The 23,022-nt window shown below is 70.7% G+C and carries 17 protein-coding genes; 6 read left to right on the top strand and 11 right to left on the bottom strand.

Annotated features, from left to right (window positions below):
* Nucleotides 1-123 precede the first annotated feature (123 nt).
* Nucleotides 124-1,536 carry a carbohydrate-binding protein gene (locus AC507J_RS07160; RefSeq protein ID WP_496288267.1) on the bottom strand — a complete coding sequence of 471 codons (1,413 nt, stop codon included), beginning with the start codon at nt 1,534-1,536 and terminating at the stop codon, nt 124-126.
* Nucleotides 1,537-1,740: 204 nt separating this feature from the next.
* On the opposite strand from AC507J_RS07160, the gene AC507J_RS07155 reads away from it, so the two are divergent.
* Together AC507J_RS07155 and AC507J_RS07150 are read left to right on the top strand one after the other, a co-directional pair.
* Nucleotides 1,741-2,889 (top strand): carboxylate-amine ligase, encoded by a 1,149-nt coding sequence (locus AC507J_RS07155; protein WP_496288371.1) that lies wholly within the window; start codon nt 1,741-1,743, stop codon nt 2,887-2,889.
* Between the two features lie 12 nt (nt 2,890-2,901).
* Nucleotides 2,902-4,272: an FAD-dependent oxidoreductase gene (locus AC507J_RS07150; protein ID WP_496288266.1), complete on the top strand. Its 1,371-nt coding sequence runs from the start codon at nt 2,902-2,904 to the stop codon at nt 4,270-4,272.
* Nucleotides 4,273-4,414: 142 nt separating this feature from the next.
* Here AC507J_RS07150 and AC507J_RS07145 read toward each other — a convergent pair whose 3' ends face one another.
* From AC507J_RS07145 to AC507J_RS07115, 7 genes are all read right to left on the bottom strand, one after another.
* Complete coding sequence (locus AC507J_RS07145) at nt 4,415-9,940, bottom strand: ThuA domain-containing protein (RefSeq protein WP_496288265.1); 5,526 nt, start codon at nt 9,938-9,940, stop codon at nt 4,415-4,417.
* A 133-nt stretch (nt 9,941-10,073) separates the two neighbouring features.
* The gene (locus tag AC507J_RS07140; protein WP_496288264.1) at nt 10,074-10,880 is read right to left on the bottom strand and encodes a sugar phosphate isomerase/epimerase family protein; all 807 of its coding nucleotides are present in this window, start codon (nt 10,878-10,880) and stop codon (nt 10,074-10,076) included.
* A 44-nt stretch (nt 10,881-10,924) separates the two neighbouring features.
* Complete coding sequence (locus AC507J_RS07135) at nt 10,925-12,100, bottom strand: ABC transporter substrate-binding protein (RefSeq protein WP_496288263.1); 1,176 nt, start codon at nt 12,098-12,100, stop codon at nt 10,925-10,927.
* A gap of 31 nt (nt 12,101-12,131) precedes the next feature.
* The gene (locus AC507J_RS07130) at nt 12,132-13,145 is read right to left on the bottom strand and encodes an ABC transporter permease (RefSeq protein ID WP_496288262.1); all 1,014 of its coding nucleotides are present in this window, start codon (nt 13,143-13,145) and stop codon (nt 12,132-12,134) included.
* The gene (locus tag AC507J_RS07125) at nt 13,142-14,167 is read right to left on the bottom strand and encodes an ABC transporter permease (protein WP_496288261.1); all 1,026 of its coding nucleotides are present in this window, start codon (nt 14,165-14,167) and stop codon (nt 13,142-13,144) included. The genes AC507J_RS07130 and AC507J_RS07125 overlap by 4 nt, the downstream gene beginning before the upstream one ends.
* Nucleotides 14,164-15,669 (bottom strand): sugar ABC transporter ATP-binding protein, encoded by a 1,506-nt coding sequence (locus AC507J_RS07120; RefSeq protein ID WP_496288260.1) that lies wholly within the window; start codon nt 15,667-15,669, stop codon nt 14,164-14,166. The genes AC507J_RS07125 and AC507J_RS07120 overlap by 4 nt, the downstream gene beginning before the upstream one ends.
* Nucleotides 15,666-16,787, bottom strand: a complete 1,122-nt coding sequence (locus AC507J_RS07115) for a Gfo/Idh/MocA family protein (RefSeq protein ID WP_496288259.1) — start codon at nt 16,785-16,787, stop codon at nt 15,666-15,668. The genes AC507J_RS07120 and AC507J_RS07115 overlap by 4 nt, the downstream gene beginning before the upstream one ends.
* 137 nt (nt 16,788-16,924) lie before the next feature.
* Here AC507J_RS07115 and AC507J_RS07110 point away from each other — a divergent pair, with 137 nt between their 5' ends.
* The 3 genes from AC507J_RS07110 to AC507J_RS07100 all read left to right on the top strand — a co-directional run bounded on the left by AC507J_RS07110 (nt 16,925) and on the right by AC507J_RS07100 (nt 20,613).
* Nucleotides 16,925-18,190, top strand: a complete 1,266-nt coding sequence (locus tag AC507J_RS07110) for an ROK family protein (RefSeq protein WP_496288258.1) — start codon at nt 16,925-16,927, stop codon at nt 18,188-18,190.
* Nucleotides 18,191-18,244: 54 nt separating this feature from the next.
* Complete coding sequence (locus AC507J_RS07105) at nt 18,245-19,666, top strand: WGR domain-containing protein (protein WP_496288257.1); 1,422 nt, start codon at nt 18,245-18,247, stop codon at nt 19,664-19,666.
* A gap of 68 nt (nt 19,667-19,734) precedes the next feature.
* Entirely contained in the window at nt 19,735-20,613 is an 879-nt protein-coding gene (locus AC507J_RS07100) for an aminoglycoside phosphotransferase family protein (protein ID WP_496288256.1), read from the top strand.
* A 9-nt stretch (nt 20,614-20,622) separates the two neighbouring features.
* Here the strand turns inward: AC507J_RS07100 and AC507J_RS07095 are convergent, their stop codons facing one another.
* The 3 genes from AC507J_RS07095 to AC507J_RS07085 are packed head-to-tail and all read right to left on the bottom strand — an operon-like array spanning nt 20,623 to nt 22,457.
* Nucleotides 20,623-21,429, bottom strand: coding sequence for an Fpg/Nei family DNA glycosylase (locus AC507J_RS07095; protein WP_496288255.1), 807 nt, complete (start codon nt 21,427-21,429; stop codon nt 20,623-20,625).
* Between the two features lie 36 nt (nt 21,430-21,465).
* Entirely contained in the window at nt 21,466-21,660 is a 195-nt protein-coding gene (locus tag AC507J_RS07090; RefSeq protein WP_496288254.1) for a DUF397 domain-containing protein, read from the bottom strand.
* The gene (locus AC507J_RS07085) at nt 21,648-22,457 is read right to left on the bottom strand and encodes a helix-turn-helix domain-containing protein (protein ID WP_496288253.1); all 810 of its coding nucleotides are present in this window, start codon (nt 22,455-22,457) and stop codon (nt 21,648-21,650) included. The genes AC507J_RS07090 and AC507J_RS07085 overlap by 13 nt, the downstream gene beginning before the upstream one ends.
* 255 nt (nt 22,458-22,712) lie before the next feature.
* Between AC507J_RS07085 and AC507J_RS07080 the strand changes: the two genes are divergently transcribed.
* On the top strand, nt 22,713-22,961 hold the full coding sequence (locus tag AC507J_RS07080) for a hypothetical protein (protein ID WP_496288370.1): 249 nt from the start codon (nt 22,713-22,715) through the stop codon (nt 22,959-22,961).
* Nucleotides 22,962-23,022: the final 61 nt, after the last annotated feature.

Here is a 23,022-nt window from a genome sequence, read left to right as displayed (position 1 = left end):
CAACCTGGCGCTCATTATTAGGACTGTTAACTATTTCTGTCCAGGTCTGGCGGAGCGGCCGGGGATGTTAATAAGGGGCCCCTGCTCTACCGGAGGCGTTAACAAGGGCCCCTTCCTTACACCTCAGCGGCGGAAGTGGAACCAGTTGACGTTTACGAAGTCGTTCGGCTGGCCGCTGCTGAAGGTTAGGTAGACGGTCTGCCGGCCGGTCACCGAGGAGACGTTGCCGGGCACCGTGCGCCAGCTCTGCCAGCCGCCGGTGTTGGCGATGGCGAAGCTGCCGATCGGCGTGCTGGTCGGGCTGCCGATCCGCACCTCGACCAGGCCGCTCACCCCGGCCGCCGCGCCGGAGGCGACCCGCGCCACGAAGTCACGCGGGCCGGGCGAACCGAAGTCCACGTTGTCGAAGCGGACCCAGTCGCCGTTGCGCAGCGCCCCGATGTTCTGGCCACCCTCGGAGCATGCCTCGACGAGCACCCCGTTCTGCGCGTTGAAGGACTCGGCCTGGATCGTCGCGTACGCGTTGCGGCTGCCCGACGGCGGCGGGGTGGTGGTGGGCGGCGGGGTGCTGCCGCCACCCCGGCTGTAGACGGCCACGTAGTCGACGAGCATCGGCCGGCCCGGCACCGTCGCCGAGGTCGGCGTGGCGCTGCCGGCCACCCCGTTCGGGAAGGCGCCGCCCATCGCCACGTTGAGCAGCAGGAAGTAGCCGGCGTGGCTGGTCATCTGCGACCAGTACGGCTCGCCGATCCGGCTCTGGCTGACGGTGTGGTAGAGCTGCCCGTCGACGTACCAGCGCAGTTGCTGCGGGCTGACCGAGGCGTCCCACTCGAAGCGGTAGGTGTGGAAGGCCGACTGGCAGGTGCTGCCCGGGCAGGCGCGGGAGGCACCGATTCCGTTGAACTCGTCGCACGGCCCGCCCGGCGCGACGCCGCAGTGCAGCACGCCCCAGACCGTGTTGAGCCCGTTCACGTTCTCCATCACGTCGAACTCGCCGATGCCCGGCCAGTTCTGGTAGTTGCCCCGGTACGGCGACCCGAGCGCCCAGAACGCGGGCCAGTAGCCGGAGGCGGCGGCACCTGTCACGTTGGGCATCTGGATCCGCCCCTCGATGGCCAGTACGCCCCCGGACGGCGGCTTGAAGTTGCTGCGTACGGTCTCGATCCGGGCCGACGTCCAGCGGCCGGAGCCGTCCCGCAGCGGCGTGATCCGCAGGTTGCCGTTGCCGTCGTGGCTGACGTTGGCGGTGCTGTTTGTGTACGTCTGGATCTCGCCGGTGCCCCAGTTGGGCGGGCCGCCCGGGTAACTGGTGCCGGTGTCGATGATCCAGTTGCTGGCCGACGGCAGGGTGCCGGCCGCGCCGGTGAAGTCGTCGCTCCAGACCAGGCTCCAGCCGGACGGGGGTGGCGGTACGGCGGCGTCGGCGGTGGCGGCGAGCCCGGCCAGGCCGGTGGTGGCGGCGATGAGCAGGGCCGACGCCAGCGACAGCCGGCGTCGGGCGGGCAGGGCGGCCGGGGCCGCCGGGGCAGGTGCCATGGGGACGTGCCTCTCTACGGGGACGGACTCAGAGAGCGCTCTCTCAGGAGTTGTACGTCCCACCCTCGCAGTTGTCAATGCGTCGATGGAACGGCCGGAGCAGGTGCCGCGCCGAGCAGAGTTTCCCGCGCCCATCACAGCGGGTACATGCCCGGCCGACCGGGCGCGGACGGACCGCACCGGCAGGAGCGGACGGTGGTGGCGATGGGCAGGCAGGCAACGGCAGCTCCGGACCCGGCGGTCGAGCAGACCGACCTGCTCACGGTGGGTGTCGAGGAAGAGTTCCTGCTCGTGGACGCGGCGAGCGGAGCCGCGGTGCCCGCGGTCGACGCGGTGATGGACCAGGTCCCCGCCGAGCTGCGGGGGCAGGTGGAGCGGGAGTTCCAGACCAGCCAGATCGAGATCGGCAGTCCGCCGGGGCTGGAGCTCTCCTCCATCCGGCACTCGCTCGGCCTGCTCCGCACCGCCCTGGCCGACGCCGCCGAGCGGGCCGGCGTACGGCTGCTCGCGATCGGCACCGGACCGGTCGACGGGCCGGTGCCACCGGTGGTCGACAAGCCCCGCTTCGACCGGATGGTCGAGCGCTACCGGCTGCTGGTGCCCGGGCCGGGCAACAACGGCATGCACGTCCACGTCGGGGTGCCCGACCCGGACACCGGCGTGCAGGTGCTCAACCACGTCCGGCCGTGGCTGCCGATCCTGCACGCGGTCACCACCAACTCACCGTTCTCCCGGGGCGAGGACACCGGTTACGCCAGCTGGCGTTCGATCGAATGGGAACGCTGGCCCTCGGTGGCACCGACCCCGTACCTGGTCAACCACGAGCACTACCGACGGCTGATCCGCCAGCTGATCGGCAGCGGCGTGATGCTCGACGAGGGCATGCTCTACTGGTACGCCCGGCTGTCGGCCAAGTACCCGACGGTGGAGCTGCGCATCGGCGACGTCTGCCCGACCGTGGACGACGCGGTGCTGGTCGCCGCGCTGGTCCGCGGACTGGTGGCGACCGCGCTTGACGACATCGCCGCCGGCCGGCCGCCGCTGCCCACCGACCATCACCTGCTGGTCGGCGCGCACTGGCGGGCCGCGCACGACGGCCTGGAGGGCTCGGCGGTCGACCTGAACACAGGTGAGCTGCGGCCGGCCTGGGACGTACTGCACCAGTTGGTCGGGCGGCTCGGACCGGCCCTGGAGCGGCACGGCGACCTCGCCGAGGTGACCGGCCTGCTGGAGCAGCTACGCCAGCACGGCACCGGCGCGGCGCGGCAGCGTTCCGCGTACGCGCGCACCGGTCGGATGGAGGATGTGGTGTCGGAGGTGGCGCGACAGACCCGGGGCGGGTCCCCGGAGTGACAGGAGGTTCCCGTGGCGGAACGGATGATCGTGGTTGGCGGGGACGCCGCCGGAATGGCGACCGCCGCCCAGGCGCGACGGCGCCGGGACCGCAGCGACCTGGAGATCGTCGCGTTCGAGCGGGGGCACTTCACCTCGTACTCGGCGTGCGGCATCCCGTACTGGATCAGCGGTCTGGTGACCGACCGGGAGCAGTTGGTGGCGCGGGACCCGGCCACCCACCGCAAGCGGTTCGACATCGACGTGCGGATCCGGCACGAGGTGACCGCGATCGACCTGGACCGCCGCGAGGTGGTCGCCCGTGACCTGGACGGCGGCGGCGAGGTCCGCGAGCGCTTCGACACCCTGATGTACGCGGCCGGGGCGGTACCGACCAAGCCGGACTGGGCGCGGACCGGTGCCGCCGGGGTGTTCGGCGTGCAGACCCTCGACGACGGCTCGGCGCTGCGCAAGTGGTTGGAGGGCGAACCACGGCCCCGGCGCGCGGTGGTCGTCGGCGGCGGCTACATCGGCGTCGAGATGGCCGAGGCACTGGTCATACGCGGCCTCTCGGTCACCCTTGTCGAACGGGCCGAGCAGCCGATGTCCACTGTGGATCCGGACATGGCCAGGCTGGTCACCGAGGCGATGCGCGGGCTGGGCGTGGACATCCGCACCGGAGTGCAGGTCACCGGGCTCTGCGAGCGCGACGGCCGGATCCACGGGGTGGACACCGACGCCGGCCACATCCCGACCGACCTGGTCGTCCTGGGTCTCGGCGTACGCCCGAACACCGCGCTCGCCGAGGCGGCCGGCCTGCCGCTCGGCCCAACCGGCGGGATCCGGGTGGACCGCCGGATGCGGGTCACCGGGGTATCCGGGGTGTGGGCCGCCGGGGACTGCGTGGAGACCCTGCACCGGGTCAGTGGGATGCCGGTGCACGTGCCGCTCGGCACCCACGCCAACAAGCAGGGCCGGGTGGCCGGGATCAACATCGGCGGCGGGTACGCCACCTTCGCGGGCGTGATCGGCACCGCGGTGACCAAGGTCTGCGACCTGGAGGTGGGGCGTACCGGGCTGCGCGAGCGGGACGCCCTGGCCGCCGGCTTCGAGTTCGTCTCGGTGATCGCCGAGTCGACAAACCGGGCCGGCTACTACCCCGGGTCCCGACCGATGACCGTGAAGCTGATCGCCGAGCGGCCCAGCGGGCGGCTGCTCGGGGCGCAGATCGTCGGCTGGTCCGAGGCGGCGAAGCGGATCGACACGCTGGCCGTGGCGCTGTGGAACCGGATGACGGTGGACGACATGACCGCGCTGGATCTGGGCTACGCCCCGCCGTACGCCCCGGTCTGGGATCCGGTGCTGGTCGCCGCCCGCAAGGCCGTCGACGCCCTGGCTGGCTGACCCGCCCCGGAGCTGCTCCGCTCCGCGTGCCGCGGACGCAACCGGGCCGAACCGCCGCTGGTGAGCGCAGTGCCGGAGCACGCATGGCGTGCTCCGGCACTGGTCGGGAGCCGGCCGGCACCGGCTCGCCGTCATCTTGCGGTTACTGCACGGTGCGCGGGTCGGCGCAGTTGACGGCCGGATACTCCCTGATGACGACGGTCGTCACCGGCTCACCGTTTAGCGTCCCGGTGGCGCGGACGGTCGCCGAACCGGCCGGGATCGCGGTCGTCCGGGTGTTGAACTGCTGGAAGGCGTTCGCACCCGGCGCGACGTCGGCGGCGGCCCTGTTGCCGTACGCGGTCTCCAGGGCGATCCGCACCGTCGAGTCGTGGTCGTTTGTCGCCTGCACCGCGACGTACGCCCTGCCCGCCACGCACCGCACCTGCGCGGTGGCCGTCAGGGGCAGCTCCGTCCTGGCGACGAGCCGGAAGTAGTCGAACGCGACAGTGACCGGCTGCGTCTGCTCCGGACCCAACGCCATCAGACCGAAGGAGGTCATCGCAGCGTCGTTGGTGACCGGCTCGCCGAGCGAGGTCCAGTTGATCCCGCCGTCGCTGATCTGGGCCGAGTAGCTGTTACCACTGCGGCTCAGCCGCAGGTAGTACCAGCCGCTCTCGGAGGTGTCGGCGATGTCGATCGACCGGTTGCCGCCGTTGCCGAACTGCGCGTTGCGTTCCGAGACCAGCTCGGCACGCAGGTCGGGCCGGGCTCCGGCGGCGTTGTCGGCCACCACGTCGAACTTCACGTAGTTGTCGTCGTTGCTGTAGACCAGGAGCCCGGCAAGCTGCCACCGGTGCAGCATGGTCGGCGTCAGCCTGGTCTCGATCGTCCAGTCGCCGGCGGCGACGTCAGTGGGGATCTTCTGGAGGATGAAGTTCCGCGGCGAGTTGTCGGTGCCGTTGATGTCGCCCTGCTGGGTCTCGATGCGCAGGGCACCGTTGCTCACCGCGACCTTTGTCGAGTCGTACCGGACCACCGCGTCCCACCGGCAGCCGTCGAGCGTGCTGCCGTCGAACTCGTCACTGGGCGCGCGGACACCGTCGTCCGTACCGTCCGGCGTCATGGTGAAGTGGTCGAACACGGCGTTGACCTGCGACGTCCCGACGTCCCCGGCGGCCATGAGCCCAACTGTCGCGTTCGGCACCACGGTGGCGGATCCGGCGAGCGCGGTCCAGGCCTGGCCGTCGGCGGAGTAGGCCGCGGTCAGCTTCTCTCCGTCGCTTACCAGTCGCAGGTGCGCGGTGGCGGGGAAGCCCGCCGGTAGGCCCACGTTGGCGTGCCAGGTCCGCGTCCCGCCGGCCTCGGTCTGGAACTCCATGATCCGGCCGCCTGACGAGTTGCGGGTGAAGGCCAGCTTGACGTAGTCGTTGTCGCTGCCGTGCATGAGGAGACCGGCGTGCTGCCACTCGCGGTCGTGCGGAACCGTCACCTTCGTGGTGATCGTCCACGCTCCGGTCCGCGCGCGCTGGCCGACGTAGCTGATCGGCCCCACGTTCGCCTCGTTGATGTCACCGTTGGTGACCGGCAGGACCAGGCCGCCGCCGGTCAGCCGCACCGGCAGGTTCGGGGCGTTCCGTACCCTGCTCCACCGGGTGGTGTTCAGCGTGTCACCGTCGAAGTCGTCCGAGCTGCGGATGACACAGCCCGGTGCGGTCTCCGGCGGTGTCGGCTGCCATGCCTCGTCGACGAGCGTGAACCCGGTGAACTTCACCTCGCTGATGGCCGACGCGTGGTGCGCGGTGACCGCGAGACCGATGTCCTGCTGGCTGGCCGCACCGGGCAGCGTCACCGGATCACCGACCGGGGTGAACGATGTCCCGTCCTTGCTCCAGTACCCGTAGTAGTTATCGCCGTCCCGCACGATCCGGACCCAGGACGGGTAGCTCGTCGTGCTGGCGCCGGTGCTGGCGTCGAGTTGGCCGTTGCCGTCGGTGTCGCGCAGCCACTCGAACCCGGAGCCGGCCCGCAGGGTCATCGCCGCGTACCCGGGCGAACTGCCGGGTCTGGTGACGTCGTTGCGGACGATCAGGCCGGCCTTGGCGGAGTTGTTCGTGTTCGTCTGGCTCTCGATCTTCACCGTGGCGGTCCAGGTGTCCCCGGCTGCTGCCGGCAGGTACACCGCGCCGTACTGGTCGGTTCCCTGCCACATGTTCGCGCCGCCGGCCTTGACGGTCCAGGTGTCCTGATCCGGCCGGTCGAAGGTGGCGGTGGTGTTGGTGAAGGTCTGCCAGGCCCCGTAGAGGTCGCCGACCTCGACCGGCACGATGCGGGACTTCATCTGCTGGCCCTTGTCGTTTGTCGCGACCGCGGTCAGCTGGTAGCGCTTCTCGCCCGTCACGTTCCAGGTCACCGAGTACGGGGCGGTGGTGTCAGTGCCGATCGACGTGCCGTCGACGAAGAACTCGACAGCGGTGATGGTGTTCTCCGCGTCGCTCGCGTCGGCGGTCACCTGGATCGCGCCCGGCTCCAGCCTGTCGGCAGGGGTCGGGGAGGTCAGCGCGACCTTCGGCTTGCTCGTCGGCGAGGCGCCCTTGCCGTCTGCCTCGATGAAGTTCAGCCGCCGCTCGCCCGCGTCCGGGAAGACCACGTACAGGGTGAACGACCGGCCCGGGTCGGACACCGGGACCGGGACATCGACGTAGCCGCCGCCGGTGGTCGCCGGCACCTGCGCGGTGCCGATGAGCTCTCCGTCCGGCGCGTCCCGCCGCAGCTGGATCTGTCCGGCGCTGGCTGCCGACACGCGCAGGATCAGCCGGTCCACGTTGTACAGGCTGACCGGGTCGTACGACGCCCAGGCGCCGTTCTGGCCGGCGACTGAGTCGCCGTGTCCCTCGACGTCACGGGACGGGGCGACAGTCACGTTCGACGACCTGCCGAAGAACTCCGCCTCGCGCAGCTTCGGGTACAGCAGGGTGATGTCCGAACCGGTCAGGCTCGGGATGCCACCCGCGCCGCCCGAGTCGGTGTAGCGGCCGTCGAGCACGTAGAAGACATTCATGTCCTCGCCGTGCCCGCCACCGAGGGCGGTGACGACCGAGCCGGTACGCCCGTTCAGCGGTTCGGCCGGGTGCGCGTGCTCGTCGTGGCCCAACGCCGGCTGGATCACCACGTCGGCGTCGTTGATCTGGGTGTCCTCGGCGTCGTTGACCGACAGGTTCCAGCTGATCTCGTCACCGAAGTCGAAGAACGCGCCGTTGGGCGGCAGGTTGAAGTTCACCTCGGGCCGGGTGTTGCCGACCGTGATCGGCACCGTGGTGGTGCCGGTCTTGCCGTGCGGGTCGGTCACCGTGAGCCGGGCGTTGTAGACGCCGTTCGCGGTGTAGGTGAAGGTCGGCTTCAGCTCGGTGGAGTCGACGACGCCGTCACTTGTGAAGTCCCACTCGTAGCGCAGTTGCTCGTTCTCCGGGTCGGTACTGCCCGAGCCGTCGAATTCGACTGCGAGTGGCGCCTGGCCGGAGTCCGGCGAGGCGTTGATCTTCGCGGTGGGTGAGCGCGATCCGGAGATGTAGTCGATCCGGTAGAGCCCGGAGTTCGGGTTGTCCCGGCCGAAGCCACCACCCCAGTCCAGCACGTACATCGAGCCCTCGGGGCCGAACTTGGAGTCGATCGGGGCGAGGAACTGCTGCTGCGGCAGGAACGGGTTGACCTTCTCGACCCCGCCCTGCCCGTTCGGGATGATCGAGTACATCTTGTTCCGCGCCCACTCGTAGAAGAACGGCTTGCCGTCGTAGTACTGCGGGAACTTGGTGTCCGACTCCAGGTCCGGGTCGTACTTGTAGAACGGGCCGCCCATCGGGGCCAGGCCACCGCCCTGCGGGATGACCGACGGCACCGAGGAACGCTTGTAGCCGTACCACATGTTCGCCGGCTTGGCGGGCGGCAGCTCGGTCAGGCCGGTGTTGCGCACCGAGTCGTTGATCGGGCGATCGCAGTCGAAGTACGCACCGACCGTGACCGGGCTGGTCCGGTAGTCCACGTCCCGGAACGGCTCGTTGTTGCCCATGCAGAGCGGCCAGCCGTAGAAGCCGGGCTCGGTGATCAGGTTCCACTCGGCGATGCCGGCGGGGCCACGGTCCGGGTTGTCGTTGCTGTTGTCCGGCGAGTAGTCCGCCATGCCGACGGCGCCGGTCTGCGGATCGACCGAGAACCGGAACGGGTTGCGGAAGCCCATGGCGTAGATCTCCGGCCGGGTCTTCGCCGTGCCCGGTTCGAACAGGTTGCCCGCCGGGATGGAGTAGGTGCCGTCCGGCTCGGGGCGGATCCGCAGCAGCTTGCCGCGCAGGTCGTTGGTGTTGGCCGAGGTCTCCCGCGCATCGTGGAAGGTGCCGTTGCGCTCGGACAGTGGCGCGTAACCGCCGGACGGCTCGGAGTGCGGGTTCACGTCGTCGCCGACGCCGAGGTAGAGGTTCCCGTCCGGGTCGAAGGCGAGGCCACCACCGGTGTGACCCGGCTCGTCGGGCAGCCGCCGCGCCGGCACCTCGAGCAGGACCTTCTCGGTGGCCCGGTCGATCTGCGAGTCCGGCCCGACGGTGAGACGCGACAGGCGGTTGAAGAAGTTCGCCGGGTCGCTGTCGTTGGTGCTCGCCGGTGAGTAGTAGATGTAGAGGTGGCCGTTCTCGGCGAAGTTCGGGTCGAGCGCGATGCCGAGCAGGCCGTCCTCACCGCCGGAGTAGACCGGGATCGTGATCGCGGTCTTGGTCGTCCTGGTCTGCGGGTCGTACACCCGGATCTGGCCGCGCACCAGTTCGGTGAAGAAGACCCGGCCGTCCGGCGCGATGTCCATGGCGAACGGGGCGCTTGTGTTCTGGTCCAGCGGGACCCGCTCGTACGTGCTCCAGTCGGTGCCGGAGCAGTCGCCCGGCTTTATCCCGGCGGCCCACTGCACGCCACCGAGGATGTGCTTCACCAACGGCGTCTCGCCTGTGTAGTGGGCGCCGAAGTGACCCATGCCGGTCATCCAGGCGCGGCCGCCGTCGTACGGCTTGCACCAGGAGATCGGGTGGTCGTAGCCCATGGCGTTGCCACCCGCGTCGTACGTCGTCTCGTCCATCGTCGCGAGCACGTGCGCGTTGCCGCGGACATTCAGCGAGTAGTTGTACCACTCGTCGGCACGCTGCCACCGCTGCGGCAGGTGACTTGTCGACGGGTGGCTGTGGTCCTCGACGCGGACGGTGCCCGGCAGGCCGGGGCTGCTGCCGGTGGCGGCGTGGCCGGGCATCAGCGCGCCGATCATGTTGTCCCACCACGCGTAGTTTCCGCGCATGTCGGTGGCGTTGTGGATGGCGACGATGCCGTTGCCGGCCTGCATGTAGCGCTCCATCGCCGCCTTCTGGTCGGCGGTCCACGGGTCGCCGGAGGCCTGGAACATCACCAGGGCGTCGAACTGCGCGAGGTCGGCGTCATTGAAGATCGCGGAGTCTTCGGTGTGCTGCGAGGTGATGCCGGCCTCGGCGAAGGCGGCCCGCAGCACGGGCACGCCCTGGTCGATGGCCTCGGTGTGCCGGAACTGGGTGGTCTTGGTGAAGATCAACACGTGGGCTTGGTCTTGCCCGGCCTCCCGGGCGACCGCCGGCGGTGGGCTGAGCATGGACAGCGCGAGGGCGCCGGCAACGGGCAAGGCGATCATCCGTCCCCACCGGGGACGCCAGGTCACGTTCATGAGATGGAGGGACCTCTCTGGGACGCGAGAATCTACTGGTGTGGGCGTGACCGTGCGGCGTGCCGGCGCCGTCGGGCTGGGGTGCAATGCGCAGTCGGCGCTAGGCCGTCATCACCCCCCGCAGGAACTTCAGGCCGTCCACGGCGATCGCGTCCTGACTGGCGGCGAGGGGACGCCAGATGGAGGCGGCGGTGGCGATCGTCGCGTTCTCCGCGGTGAACGACTCGATGCAGAGCGGACCGGAATAGCCCGCCTCGTCGATTGCGGTGAGGATCGCCGGCCAGTCCAGGTGGTCGGTGCCAGGGGCGCCGCGGTCGTTGCCGCACACCTGAACGTGGGCCACCCGGCCGGCGGCGGCGCGGATCGCCGCCGGGATGTCCGTCTCCTCGATGTTCTGGTGGTAGAGGTCGAGTGCCACCTCGCAGTGCGGCAGGTCGCCGATCGCCTCCAGGGTCTGGCCGATTGTGTTGAGCAGACTCGTCTCGTAGCGGTTGAGCGGCTCGACGGCCACCGTGACACCGGCGGTGCCCGCGTACTCGACGACCGGGGCGAGGCTCTCCCGCAGCTGGTCGTACGCTGCGGCGCGCTCGGCGGGCGACAACCGCCAGGTCCGGCCGACCGACGCGTACGCCGGCCCGGCGATCACCGGCGAGCCGACCGCCGCGGCGGCGTCCACCACGGCGCGCAGGTAGTCCTGGGTGGATCGGATGGTGCCCTCGTCCGCGGCGATCAGCTCGCGACCGGGTGGCATCACGAGGCACACGGTGGCGCCGAGCCCGTGGTCGGCGAGCACCTGGGCGGCCCGCTCCGCTTCCCAGTCGCCCGGGTTCTCCACCGGGAGTTCGAGCACGTCGAAGCCCCACCCCGCGACCTTGGCCGCGAGGGCGGCCAAGGTCGCGTCGGTCAACGGTGAGTGCCACACCCACGTGTTGACCCCGAGTTGATGCCTGCTCACTTCCACGGCCCCGGGTAGCCCGGCATCTCCTCACAGCCGCACATCGCGTAGTGCAGCGGCGGCATGTCCTGCTTGACGTAGGACGCGACGTTGTCGCCGGTGATCCGCGGCTGCGGCAGCACCCACTCCTTCGGCACCTGCTCGCCCTTGAGGATCTTCAGCGCCGCGATGACCGGGGTACGCCACTGGTAGGTGGGGTAGGTGGGTGCCACGGCGGTCAGGTTCTCGTCCACCCACAGTCGAAGGAAGTCCTGCTGGTCCTCGCCGACGACCGGCGGCACGGCGACCCCGGCGTCCTGGAACGCCTCGACTGCGGCGACGGCAGTCGCGCCGGCGTCCATCCACACGCCGTCGATCTGCCCCACGCGCTGGAGGTAGTCGGAGACGATGCTCTTGGTCTTGGCCGCATCGCCGTCGGTGAACTCCACGCCGGCCACCTCGAGTTCGCTGCCGGCGAAGATCTCGTTTGCGGCCGCCCACCGCTGCTCGAGCACGTCCACGCCGGGCAGGATGCGCAGGGCGAGGATCTTGCCGCCCGGCTTGACCTTCTCCTTCAGGAACTCCGCACCGTCCGCCCCGAAGGCGAAGCCGCCGATGGGGTGGATGAAGGTGACCGGGCAGGTGGTGTTGACCCCGCGGTCGAAGACGATCACCGGAACGCCGGACCCGCACGCCTGCTCGACGGCGGGCGTCAGCGTGGCTGTGGTGTTCGGCGAGATGATGATCGCGGAGCAGTTCTTGGCGGTAAGCGACTGGATGTCGCTGATCTGCTTGTCATCCTTGCCCTCCGCGTCGAGCACGGTGAAGGTGCTGATCTCCGGGTGCAGCTTCACCTCCTCCTGCATGGTCTTGTAGCCGACCTGCCGCCACGGATTGTTCACCGCGGCGTTGGAGAAGCAGAGGGTGTAGTTGCCGCCGGGCTTGGCGAACTTCGCGGTGTCGACAAGTTCCGGCTGGAGCATCTGCTCCCACGGCTTGCCGTCCGGGCCCTCCGGCGTGGCGGTGCGGAACGCCAACTGCCTGTCGTACTCGGCCTGGTCGAAGAACTCCGACTTGGCAGCGCTCGAACTGGACGGTGCGTCGCCAGGAGTGTCGTCAGCCGGCAGATCGCTGGAGCATCCGGCGAGCGCGAGCGCGCCCGCCACGACCACCGCGGACCATCTCTTGGTCATTATCGTTGATCTCCTTACTCGCTGCGGGACATCAGGAGGAGACGGGCTGCGCGGGTCGCGCGCTGTCCCTTGGTTTCGGCCACAACCGCAGCCGTTGCCGCACACCGCCGCCGAGTGATGCGTAGGCGACGGCGACGATGATGATCACGCCCTGCACGGCCGACTTGAGGGCGCCGCTGACGCCCAGCAGGTTCAGCAGCGTGAACAGGGCCTCCAGGGACAGCGCGCCAGCGGCGGCGGCGACCACCGACCCGCGTCCGCCGCCGAGGAGCACGCCACCCAACACGACGGCGGTGATCGCCCGGAACTCCAGGCCGTCGCCGACCTGGGCCGAGACGCCGGCGAACCCGCCGAGCAGGATCGCGGCGACTGCGGCGAGCAGCCCGGAGAGGGTGAAGGCGAGCAGCCGGAGCCGGTCGACCTGACCGCCGGCCAGTCGCACGGTGGCTTCGTTGTCGCCGACCGCCACCAGCGCCCGACCGGTGCCGCCGCGCATGAACAGCACCGCGGCCACCAGGATCGCCAGCAGGATGAGCACCGACCACGGGACCGCGCCCAACACCGGGACGTCCACGCTGCCGCGCCCGAACATCCGGAACCCCTCGGACAGCGCGCCACGCGGGGCACCACCGGTCCAGAGGAACGTCGCGCCGTCGAGCACGAGCAGCATGCCGAGCGTGACGATGAACGACGGCACCAGGAGCTTCGTCGTGATCAGACCGTTGACCAGGCCGACCAGCAGGCCGAACCCGAGCACGAGCGGGATCACCCAGGCCGTCGCCGAGTCGTTGCCGTCGATCAACCGCGCCGCGATGACCACCCCGGCGGTCACCAGCGCGCCCACCGACAGGTCGAAGCCGCCGGAGACGATGACGAAGTACTGCCCGATCGCGAGGATCATCAGCGGTGCGGCCCGCTTGAGCAGCGCCAGGTAGCCGGCGGGCTCGCTGTAGGCCGGGCCGACGATGGCCAGGCCGATGAGCAGCACGAGCAGGAAGAGCAGCGCCGGTGCGGTGCCCTCGGCCAGGCGGGGACGCCAGGTCATGACAACCTCCCGTGGGCGCGATCGGCGACCATGCGCCGGGCGTAGAGCGCGACCGCGGTCACCAGGACGACACCGCGCACCACGTCCTTGAAGAACGGGTCGACCTCGAGGGAGTCGAAAATCGTGTCCAGGGTGGCCAGGATGAGAACGCCGCCGATGGTGCCGGCGATGCCGCCCCGGCCGCCGGCGAGCAGCGTCCCGCCGAGTACGACGGCGGCGATCGACTCCAGGTCGTACCCGGCGTCGGTGCCGACGTACGGGGCGCCGGACCCCAGGCGGCTGGCAAGGTAGATCCCGGCGAGGCCGGCGGCGACCGAGCAGAGCACGTGCGCGGTGATGATGGTCCGCCGGGTCCGCACTCCGGAGAGCCGGGCCACCTCGATGTCGCCGCCGACGGCGTACATGTGGTAGCCAGGGCGGGTCCGCTTGAGGTACCACCAGCACAGTGCGGCGACGGCCAGCATGAGCAGCGCCGCGACAGGTACCGGGCCGATCCGGTCGTAGCCGAGGTGCTGGAATCCGCGCGGTACGTCACCGGCCGGCCCGGTGTAGTTGTCCTCCAGGTAACCGCGCAGGATCAGCGCCACGCCGAGCGTCGCGATGAACGCGTGGGCCCTGAGGACGGTGATGACGAGCCCGTTCACCAGCCCGACACCGGCGGCCACGGCGAGCGCGAGCAGCACGCCGGGTAGGACCATGCCCTCCTGCCCGGCCATCGTCTCCGCCGCGATCAGCGAAGTGAGACCGACCAGGTAGGCCACGGACAGGTCGAGGGATCCGGTGAGGATCACCATCGTCTGTCCGATTGCCACCAGGCCGAGCGCGGTGGCCCGGGTGAGGATGTTGAGGATGCCGGTCTGGTCGAGCAGCACCTCACCGCGCAGCCCGACGAGCACGCTGCCGACGACGAGCAGTGCGACGAGCGCGAGATAGACGATGGCGGTCGGGTGGAGTCGCCAGCGCGCTGCCGGCCGGGTGGCCTGCCGGGTGGCCGGTACGGTGTTTTCCTGAAGTGCGCTCACGCCACCTCACCGATCCCGTGTCCGGTGGCCAGCGCCATCACGGCCCCCTCGCTTGCGCCGGGGGGTAGTTCACCGGCCAGCGCACCGTCGTGCATGACCAGGATCCGGTCGCTCATCCCGATCAGTTCGGGCAACTCTGAAGAGATCATCAGCACCGCCACGCCGCGCTTCGCGAGTTCGCGCAGCAACTCGTGCACGGCCCGCTTCGCACCGACATCTATGCCGCGCGTCGGCTCGTCGATGAGCAGCACCGTCGGCTCGACCGCGAGCCATTTGGCGAGTACGACCTTCTGCTGGTTGCCGCCGGACAGGAAGCGCACCTCCTGGTGCTCGCCGCGGGCGACCACGGCCACCCTGTCGAGCAGCGCCGAGACGTCGGACTTCGCGCGGGAGCGCGGGCCACGCAGCGCCGCGCGGCGAACCAGCAACGCGTTGTCGCGTACGGATTGGCGAAGTGCCAGCCCGTCGCCCTTGCGGTCCTCGGTGACCAGGGCGATCCCGAGGCGCACCGCGGTGCGGGGTCGGGTCACCCGCCGGACCGCCCCGTCCACCTCCATCGAGCCCCGGGTGAACGGCTCCACACCGAACACCGCCCGCGCCACCGCCGAGCGGCCGGACCCTTGCAGCCCGGCGAGACCGACGATCTCCCCCGCGCGTACCTCAAGATCGAGGTCACGGACCCGGGCGTTGCCGGCACCGCGCAACGCGAGGCGGACCGGCCCGAGATCGTCGGGGAGCGCCCGGTCCGGGTAGTACTCGCCCAGGTCGCGGCCCACCATGTGCCGGACGAGGTCCTCCGAGGTCAGCTCACTGGTCGGCGCGCAGGTGACGAGTTGGCCGTCCTTGAGCACGGTGATCCGGTCGGAGAGGTCGAACACCTCACGCATGCGGTGTGACACGTAGAGGATCGCGATACCCCGCTCGCGCAGCCTGCGCACCAGGTCGTAGAGGAGTTCGACCTCGTGATCGGCGAGCGCGGCGGTGGGCTCGTCCATGCCCAGCACCCGGGCGTCGGTCGACAGGGCCTTGACGATCTCCACGACCTGCCGCTGGGCGACCGACAGCGACGAGACCTGGTCGGTCGGATCGATCCCGTCCTCACCTAGCCAGTCCAGCAGTTCGCGGGTATCGGCCACCATGCGCCGCTGGTCGACCTGCATCCGCCGGACCGGCTCGCGGCCGAGGTAGACGTTCTCGGCCACGCTGCGATGCGGCAGCAGGGTGAACTCCTGGTGGATGATCGCGATGCCGGCCCGCTGCGCGTCGCTGGGACCGGCGAAGGACACCTCGCCGCCGTCGACCTCGATCCGGCCGTCGTCCGGCCGGTGCACCCCGGCGAGCACCTTGAGCAGCGTGGACTTGCCCGCGCCGTTCTCGCCCATCACCGCGTGCACCTCGCCGCCGCGCAGCTCCAGGTCCACCCCGCGCAGCACCGGCACGCCGAGGAAGGACTTGGTGATCCCGGTCAGCCGTACGTTCGTCGTTGTGGTGCCGGTTGTCATGCCGGCACCTCGTGCCACGCGCCGTCCGCAGCCGCCGAGGCCAGCACCGTCTCGGTGATCCGGACGGCGCGCAGGCCGTCGGCGAACGTGGGCAGGCCGTCCGGGACGTCCTCGCCGCGCACCAGCCGGTAGGTGTCGGCGACGAACGCGTCGAAGCAGTCCTGGTAGCCCTGTGCGTGCCCGGCGGGCAGCCGGACGTAGCGCGCGGCGGAGGGGTGCAACGTACCGGGGTCGCGCAGCAGCGTCTGGGCGCCCTCGCGCCGGCCGATCCAGAGCCGCTCCGGGTCCTCCTGGTCGAAGCCGAAGCTCGCCTCCGTGCCGGAGAGCTCCAGGTGCAGCCGGTTCTTGCGGCCGGCGGCCACCTGCGACACCACAAGCGTGCCGACCGTGCCGGCGGCGGTGGTGAAGTGCACGGCGGCCAGGTCCTCGGTGGGCCTGCCGCTGCTGCGCGCGCGCTCGTGCACGACCGAGGTGCGCGCGGACAGCCTGGTGATCCGGTCGCCGGTGACGAACTCGAACAGGTCGCACCAGTGCGAGCCGATGTCGGCGAACGCCCGGGAGGGCCCGCCGAGCGCGGCGTCGACCCGCCAGTCGTCGTCGGCTGGGCGGGACAGCCAGTCCTGGAGATAGCCGCCGGTCACGCTGCCGACGACGCCTGCCTCGCCGCCGGCCAGCCGGGCGCGCAACTCGCGCACCATCGGGTGGAAGCGGTAGACGAACGGCACGGTGGCCACTCGGTCGCCGGTCGCCCCGGCCAGCGCCAGCGCCTCGGCGCTGTCGGTGGCGAGCGGCTTCTCACAGATGACGTGCACGCCGGCGGCGAGAGCGGCGCCGGCGACGGAGGCGTGCGACGCGTTGGGCGTGCACACGTGCAGCACGTCGATCTCGACGGTGTCCAGCAGGGTCGCCAGGTCCGGGTAGCCCTCGTCCGCACCGACCGCCCGAGCCGCGGCGGCGGCCCCCTCCGGACGCGACGCCACCGCAGCCGCGACGGTCGCCCCGGCGCGCCGGGCCGCCTCCGCGTGCACTCGCCCCATGAACCCCGCGCCGACAACCGCCACCCGCAGCGTCTGCTGCTCGGATCCGAGCCCACGAGACGCCGGTATTAGATCGGTCACAGACATACGACGACAGTAGGGTCAACTTATGGCGGCAGTCAACAAAAGATGAGCCTCGATCGTCCATAGTGCGCAAACTGGCCTCTGAAGAGGATCGACCGGCGAGCGGAAGGAGGGCGATCGGCTTTAATTGAGTGATGAACCATGGACAAAACGCCGCTGCGGCATCGGCCGGCGAGTTGCTGGAGCTGCTGCGCGACGGCCAGGCACGCACCCGTGGCGAACTGGCCACCGAGACCGGCCTGGCCCGGTCGACCGTGCGCCAACGGCTCGACGCGCTGATGGACGCCGGCCTGGTGACCGCCGGGGGCAACGACGCCGCCACCGGCGGCCGACCCGCGAGCAGGTTCGTGTTCAACGCCCGCGCACGGGTGGTGCTGGCGGCCGACGTCGGTGCCACCCACGCCACCGTGGCGATCGCCGACCTGACCGGCGAGCCGCTGACCGTGGAGCGGCTCGCGCTGGATATCGCCGATGGCCCCGACCCGGTGCTCGGCCGGCTCGTCGACGCCTGGCAACGGATGCGCGCCAGCCACGTTCCCACTACCCCCATCGCCGGCGTCGGCATCGGGCTGCCCGGCCCGGTCGAGCACTCCACCGGCAAGCCGACCCATCCGCCGATAATGCCGGGCTGGAACGGATACGACGTGCCCGCGCGGATCGCCGCCGACTTCGCCGTACCGGTGCTCGTGGACAACGAGGTCAACCTGATGGCGCTCGGGGAACACGTCCGCTGCTTCTCCGACGAAGCCCACATGATCTTCGTCAAGGTCGCGACCGGCATCGGTTCCGGCCTGATCAGCAACGGTCGGTTGCACCGCGGCGACGTCGGCGCGGCCGGCGACCTCGGGCACATCCTGGCCCCGCACGGGGGCGACGTGCGCTGCCGCTGCGGCAACAGCGGATGCCTGGAGGCCGTCGCCAGCGGCCCCGCCATCGCCGCGAAACTCCACGAGGCTGGCCTCGACGCGACGGACAACGCTGACGTGGTGGCCCTGGTGCAGGCCGGCAGCCTGATCGCCGGGCAAGCCGTGCGGCAGGCCGGCCGGGACATCGGCGAGGTACTGGCCACCTGCGTCAGCCTGTTCAACCCGTCGCTGATCGTGGTCGGTGGAGCGCTCGCGCAGGCCGGCGAGCTGCTGCTGGCGGGCGTACGGGAATCGATCTACCGTCGCTCGCTGCCGCTGGCCACCGAGCGCCTCCGCATCGTCACCTCCCAGGCCGGCGCGAACGCTGGCGTCGTCGGCGCCGCGTCAATGGTCATCCAGCATGTCCTGTCCCCCGCCGTGCTCGACCGCCAGATGGCCCAGCCGTCAGGTGGCCAGGGTTCCGGGCTGGGTGCTGCCGCCGAGGGCAGCGAGCTGACGAACGCGCCCACGGTCTTTGTCGGTGGTGGGGGTTAGCGTGTCCGCGCGACCGTAGTCAAGGGCCCGGCGCCACACCCCTCGGAGGACCCCATGCCGCAGGAGACGACCTACCTCGAACTGTCCGAAGTGGACGGTGCAGCGCACAAGTTCTACGAGGTGATGGTCGACGACGCCAGGATGACCGTGCGCTACGGCCGGATCGGCGACCAGGGCCAGGTGAAGACCACCAGCTACCCCGACAACACCCGGGCGCGGGCCGCCGCGGCGAAGAAGATCGGGGAGAAGGTCCGCAAGGGGTACGCCCCGGCGGTGCGCGGCGTACGTCAGAAGCGGTCCGTCTCCCGCCGCCAGATCGTCAGCACCCGTTCGACCGCCCGCACCGCACCGGTGCTCTGGCGTTACCACTCCGGCGCGCCCGCGTTCGGCATCTTCGTCGACGGGCGCACCTGCATGGTGGGCAACGAGCAAGGGGTGATCACCACTCTCGACCACCAGTCGCGGGTGCTGGACCAGGTCCGCCTGCCCGACGGGGTCAAGTGCATCGTGGCCGACGACGACTGGATCTACGCCGGCTGCGACGACGGCAACGTCTACGACCTCTCCGGCAAGATTCCCCGGGTGGCGTACGCGATCGCGCCCGACATCGACATCTACTGGCTCGACATCCACGACGGCGTGCTGGGCGTCTCCGACGCCGACGGCGGCATCGCCGCGATCGACCACGAGGACGAGTTCCTCTGGCGGCGGGCCGGGCGTGGCCAGTCGGCCTGGATGGTGCGCTGCGACGCCGACGCCGTCTACCACGGTGACTCGACCGGGGTGAGCGGCTACGACTGGCGTACCGGGCGGGAGCTGTGGCACACCCGCACCGGGCCGGTGCTCTTCGGCTGGCAGGAGCGCGACGCGGTGTTCGCCGGCACCGCCTCCCGCGACGTGGTACGCCTCGACAAGGACGGCCGGACGGCGCGCAGATATCACGCCGACGCTCCCGTCTTCTCCTGCGCCACCACCGCCGACGGCCGCTACGTCTTCGCCGGCGACAGCCATTCCTCGATCTACTGCTTCGCCGCCGACGGCACCCGGCTCTGGAAGCTCGGCACCGACTGCGGTTCGGCGTACTCCATGCAGTACCACGACCAGCGCCTCTACCTGGTCACCACAAGCGGCTACCTGGCCTGCGTGGACGCCAGCCAGCCGGCGATCCGGGCGGCGGAGGCGGGCAGCCTGCCCGAGGTGGTCGACGTCAAGGCCCCGGCCCGGCTGCCGGAGCCCGCCGCCGTCACCCAGGTCGAGGTGGTAAGCGACACCGGCAGCGGGGTGACCGTCGAGTGCGTCGAGCAGGGCGGCCGGCTGCGGGTGCACGTGCTCTCCGCCGGCTACCACCGGGACTGGTCCGTGCAGTTCCCCAAGGGCATCCGCGAACCCGGAGCGCGCTACCTGGTCACCGAGGTCCGGGAGTCCGGCCGGGGCGGCTTCTACCGGGCGTACGGCGACATCCGCCGCCTGCGTTGAACCCGGTGTCAGATGGGCCTGCGTTGAACCCGGTTGTCAGGTAGGGCGGACTCGGCCACCATGAGCCGGTGACCGGCGCGTTGCGGATCCCCGACGAGTTGACCTGGTTGCGCGGCATGACGGGCGGCCCGGAGTGGTTGGCCGGGCTGCCGGACCGCCTGGCCACCTGCGCCGCCCGCTGGTCGCTGCGGGTCGGCCCACCCTTCGGGTACGGGATGACCTCCCTGGTGGTACCGGCCGACCTGCCGGACGGCACCCGCGCGGTGCTCAAGTTGCAGTTCCCCGACGCGGAGAGCGAGCACGAGGCAACCGCGCTGCGCCGCTGGGAGGGCGAGGGTGCGATCCGACTGCTCGCCCACGAACCCGACCTGCGGGCGCTGCTTGTGGAACGCTGCGATCCCGGCACCCCGCTACACACGCTGCCGCTGGACGACGCCCTCGACGTGATGGTGGGGCTACTCCCCCGACTCTGGGTGCCGGCCGGTCGCCCGTTCATGTCGTTGGCGGAGGCCGCCGCCGGCTGGACGGTGCGGCTGCCGGCGGCGTGGGAGCGGGCCGGCCGGCCGTACGATCGCCGATTTGTCGACCTGGCGCTCGACCTGCTGACCGGGCTGGCTGGCAGTCAGGGCGAGCAGGTGCTGGTCAACCAGGACCTGCACGCCGCCAACGTGCTGCGGGCCGAGCGCGAGCCGTGGCTGGTGATCGATCCGAAGCCGCTGGTCGGCGAGCGCGAGTTCTCGGTGGTGCCGATGGTGCGCGGCGTCGAGCTGGGGCACTCCGGCGCGGCGGTCCGACGTCGACTCGACCGGCTCAGTGCCGAGCTGGGGCTGGACCGCGAGCGGGTACGCGACTGGACGATCGGCCAGACGATGGCCTGGAGCATCGCCGGTGACAAGGTCTTCCACGACCACATCGAGGTGGTCCGCTGGCTGCTCGGCGAGCCGTGAGTCGACCCGTCACCCCTGGCAGCCGGAGCACCAGTAGAGGTTGCGGGCGGTGATGGTGCCCCGGCTGACCGGGGTGCCGCAGACGTGGCACGGCTGGCCGGCGCGGCGGTAGACGTACACCTCTCCCCCGTGCCGGTCGACGCGGGCCGGGCGGCCCATCGCCTCGGGCAGATGCGCGGGCCGGACGGTGTCGATCCGGCCGGTGGCGACGGCGAGCGTCATCAACTCCACCAGGTCGGCCCAGAGCGCGTCCCAGCCTGCGCGGCCGAGGTCCCGGCCGGGCAGGGTCGGCGGCACCCCGGCGCGGAACAGCGCCTCGGTCACGAAGATCAGACCGGTACCGGCCACCACCGACTGGTCCAGCAGCAGCGCCGCAAGCGGCGTCGAACTGCGCACAATCCGGCCGTACGCCCGCTGCGGGTCGGCGTCGGGGCGCAGCGGATCGGGCCCGAGCCGGGCACGCAGTGCCGCCGCCTCGGGCGGGGTGAAGAGTTCACAGGCGGTCGGCCCGCGCAGGTCCAGCCAGCGCCGGTCGCTGACCAGCCGCAGCCGGATCTGCCCCACCGGCTCGGGCGGCACCCCGTCACCGTCGGTGACTTTGCCGTACAGGCCGAGGTGTACGTGCAGGATCAGCTCACCGGCGTAGTGGTGCAGCAGATGCTTGCCGTACGCCTCGGTGTGCTCCAGCACGGTGCCGGAGAGCAGCGCGGCACCCTCGGCGAACCGGCCCTGTGGGCTGGCGGCGAGCACCTTGTCCCCGGCGAACAGCTCGGCGTGCCGGGCCGCCAGACGATGGATGGTGTGTCCCTCTGGCACGACCGCCAAGCTTAGAGGCCGATCCGCAGCGGCGGTTCAGGGCCGGCCGGCGAGGTGGGTGACGAAGGCGCGCCAGGCGGTCGGGGGAAAAGTCAGCGCCGGACCGGCCTCGTCCTTCGAGTCCCGTACGCCGACCACGCCAGGCAGGTTGTCGGCGACCTCCACGCAGGCACCGCCGTTGGTGGAGGAGCGAGACGACTTGCGCCACCGCGCCCCGGTCAGATCGTCCATGTCTTTGCCGCCTCCTTGAGCACGTCGAGGGTCTGCCCCAACGGGAGGGCTTCGCCACGGACCGCGTCCCACGCCAAGCCCAGGCTAGCAACCGCATCGGGCTGCCCCGTGATCTGCGCGGCCACCTGGTTGTCCACGTAGGCGGCGCGTGAGCCGTCGGGCAGGTCGGCCAGGATGAACGCCCCGGCCAGTCCTGAGTAGATGCCAGCGGAGAGCGGCACGATCTGCAACCGGATATGCGGCTGCTCGGCACAGGTCAGCAGGTGTTCGACCTGCTCGGCCATCACATCGGGGCCACCGCACGGCCGGCGGAGCACCATCTCGTCCAGCACCACGAAGAGTTGCGGACTCGGCTCGCGGGCAAGGACCGCCTGGCGTTCTATCCGTGCCGCGACCCGCTGGTCCAGTTCCGAGATCGGCGTGCCCGCCGCCCGGAACGTCGCGCGGGCGTACGCCTCGGTCTGGAGAAGGCCGGGCACGAACGAGTGTTCGTACCAACGGAACGCCGTGGCCTTCCGCTCGATCTGTATCAATTCCCGCAGCCAGACCGGGGAAGCATCTTCTTTGACCAGTTCCTCCCAGAGGGTGCCGAAGTAGCCGCCGGTGTCGAGCGCCTTGTCGACGGCGGCGAGATAGGGCAGGTTCGGCGGCTTCGTGCCGGTCTCGATCGCGCTGACCTGGGAATCCGAGCAGAAGACCAGCTCGCCGAGCTGGGCCTGGGTCAGCCCGGCCGCCCCACGGCGTCGCCGCAGTTCACGAAGTAGGTACTCGGACGGCGAGATTCCCACGGTTTCCACACCCTTCCCTCAGGCGTCATCTCGTTTCAGGCCAGCTCGAAGTCGTTCGCTACTTTCCCGCGATCGAGCGATGACTATTCCGAGGCTAGAGGGCCGGCGTCCAGGGTGGAAGGACATCCAGACCAGCGACGCAGGAGGCCGCCAGTGTCCGTACCGAGGCCCGCAAATGCCGTCCCGGTGTCCCGCTGGGCGAGCCGTCCAGCCCGCCCGACCCCTGCGCGGCGGGCGGACGGGACGCCCCGGGTCGAACCCGGGGTGTACCTGTTGACCCGGGACGCGTCACCGCAGTTCGCCAAACCGATCACGGTACGGGTTATCCGCGAGCTGACCGACCGGCACACCTACCACGAATGGACCTGGATCCAGGTCTACGAACTCGATCCGCACGGCGACGCCGTCGCCCGCCGCGAGCTGTTCGTGCGCCCCGCCGGGATGCGCCCCGCACCCGAACCGGGTAGCCGTCGCACCCGCAGGCGGCGTGGCGCGGCGCGGGACGACCGATGAAACCGCACCTACGCGATCACGTCGCGTCCCGCCCGACGTGGCGCTGCCAGGCGTGCGGGAT

Source organism: Micromonospora sp. PRAS1, from assembly GCF_059553435.1.
This window is presented reverse-complemented; position numbering and strand designations above follow the sequence as displayed.

What these genes read in the sequence shown, in the direction of transcription:
- AC507J_RS07160 (WP_496288267.1), bottom strand. Translation starts at nt 1,536, where the DNA reads ATGGCACCTGCCCCGGCGGCCCCGGCCGCCCTGCCCGCCCGACGCCGG.
- AC507J_RS07155 (WP_496288371.1), top strand. Translation starts at nt 1,741, where the DNA reads ATGGGCAGGCAGGCAACGGCAGCTCCGGACCCGGCGGTCGAGCAGACC.
- AC507J_RS07145 (WP_496288265.1), bottom strand. Translation starts at nt 9,940, where the DNA reads ATGATCGCCTTGCCCGTTGCCGGCGCCCTCGCGCTGTCCATGCTCAGC.
- AC507J_RS07135 (WP_496288263.1), bottom strand. Translation starts at nt 12,100, where the DNA reads ATGACCAAGAGATGGTCCGCGGTGGTCGTGGCGGGCGCGCTCGCGCTC.
- AC507J_RS07130 (WP_496288262.1), bottom strand. Translation starts at nt 13,145, where the DNA reads ATGACCTGGCGTCCCCGCCTGGCCGAGGGCACCGCACCGGCGCTGCTC.
- AC507J_RS07120 (WP_496288260.1), bottom strand. Translation starts at nt 15,669, where the DNA reads ATGACAACCGGCACCACAACGACGAACGTACGGCTGACCGGGATCACC.
- AC507J_RS07110 (WP_496288258.1), top strand. Translation starts at nt 16,925, where the DNA reads ATGAACCATGGACAAAACGCCGCTGCGGCATCGGCCGGCGAGTTGCTG.
- AC507J_RS07105 (WP_496288257.1), top strand. Translation starts at nt 18,245, where the DNA reads ATGCCGCAGGAGACGACCTACCTCGAACTGTCCGAAGTGGACGGTGCA.
- AC507J_RS07090 (WP_496288254.1), bottom strand. Translation starts at nt 21,660, where the DNA reads ATGGACGATCTGACCGGGGCGCGGTGGCGCAAGTCGTCTCGCTCCTCC.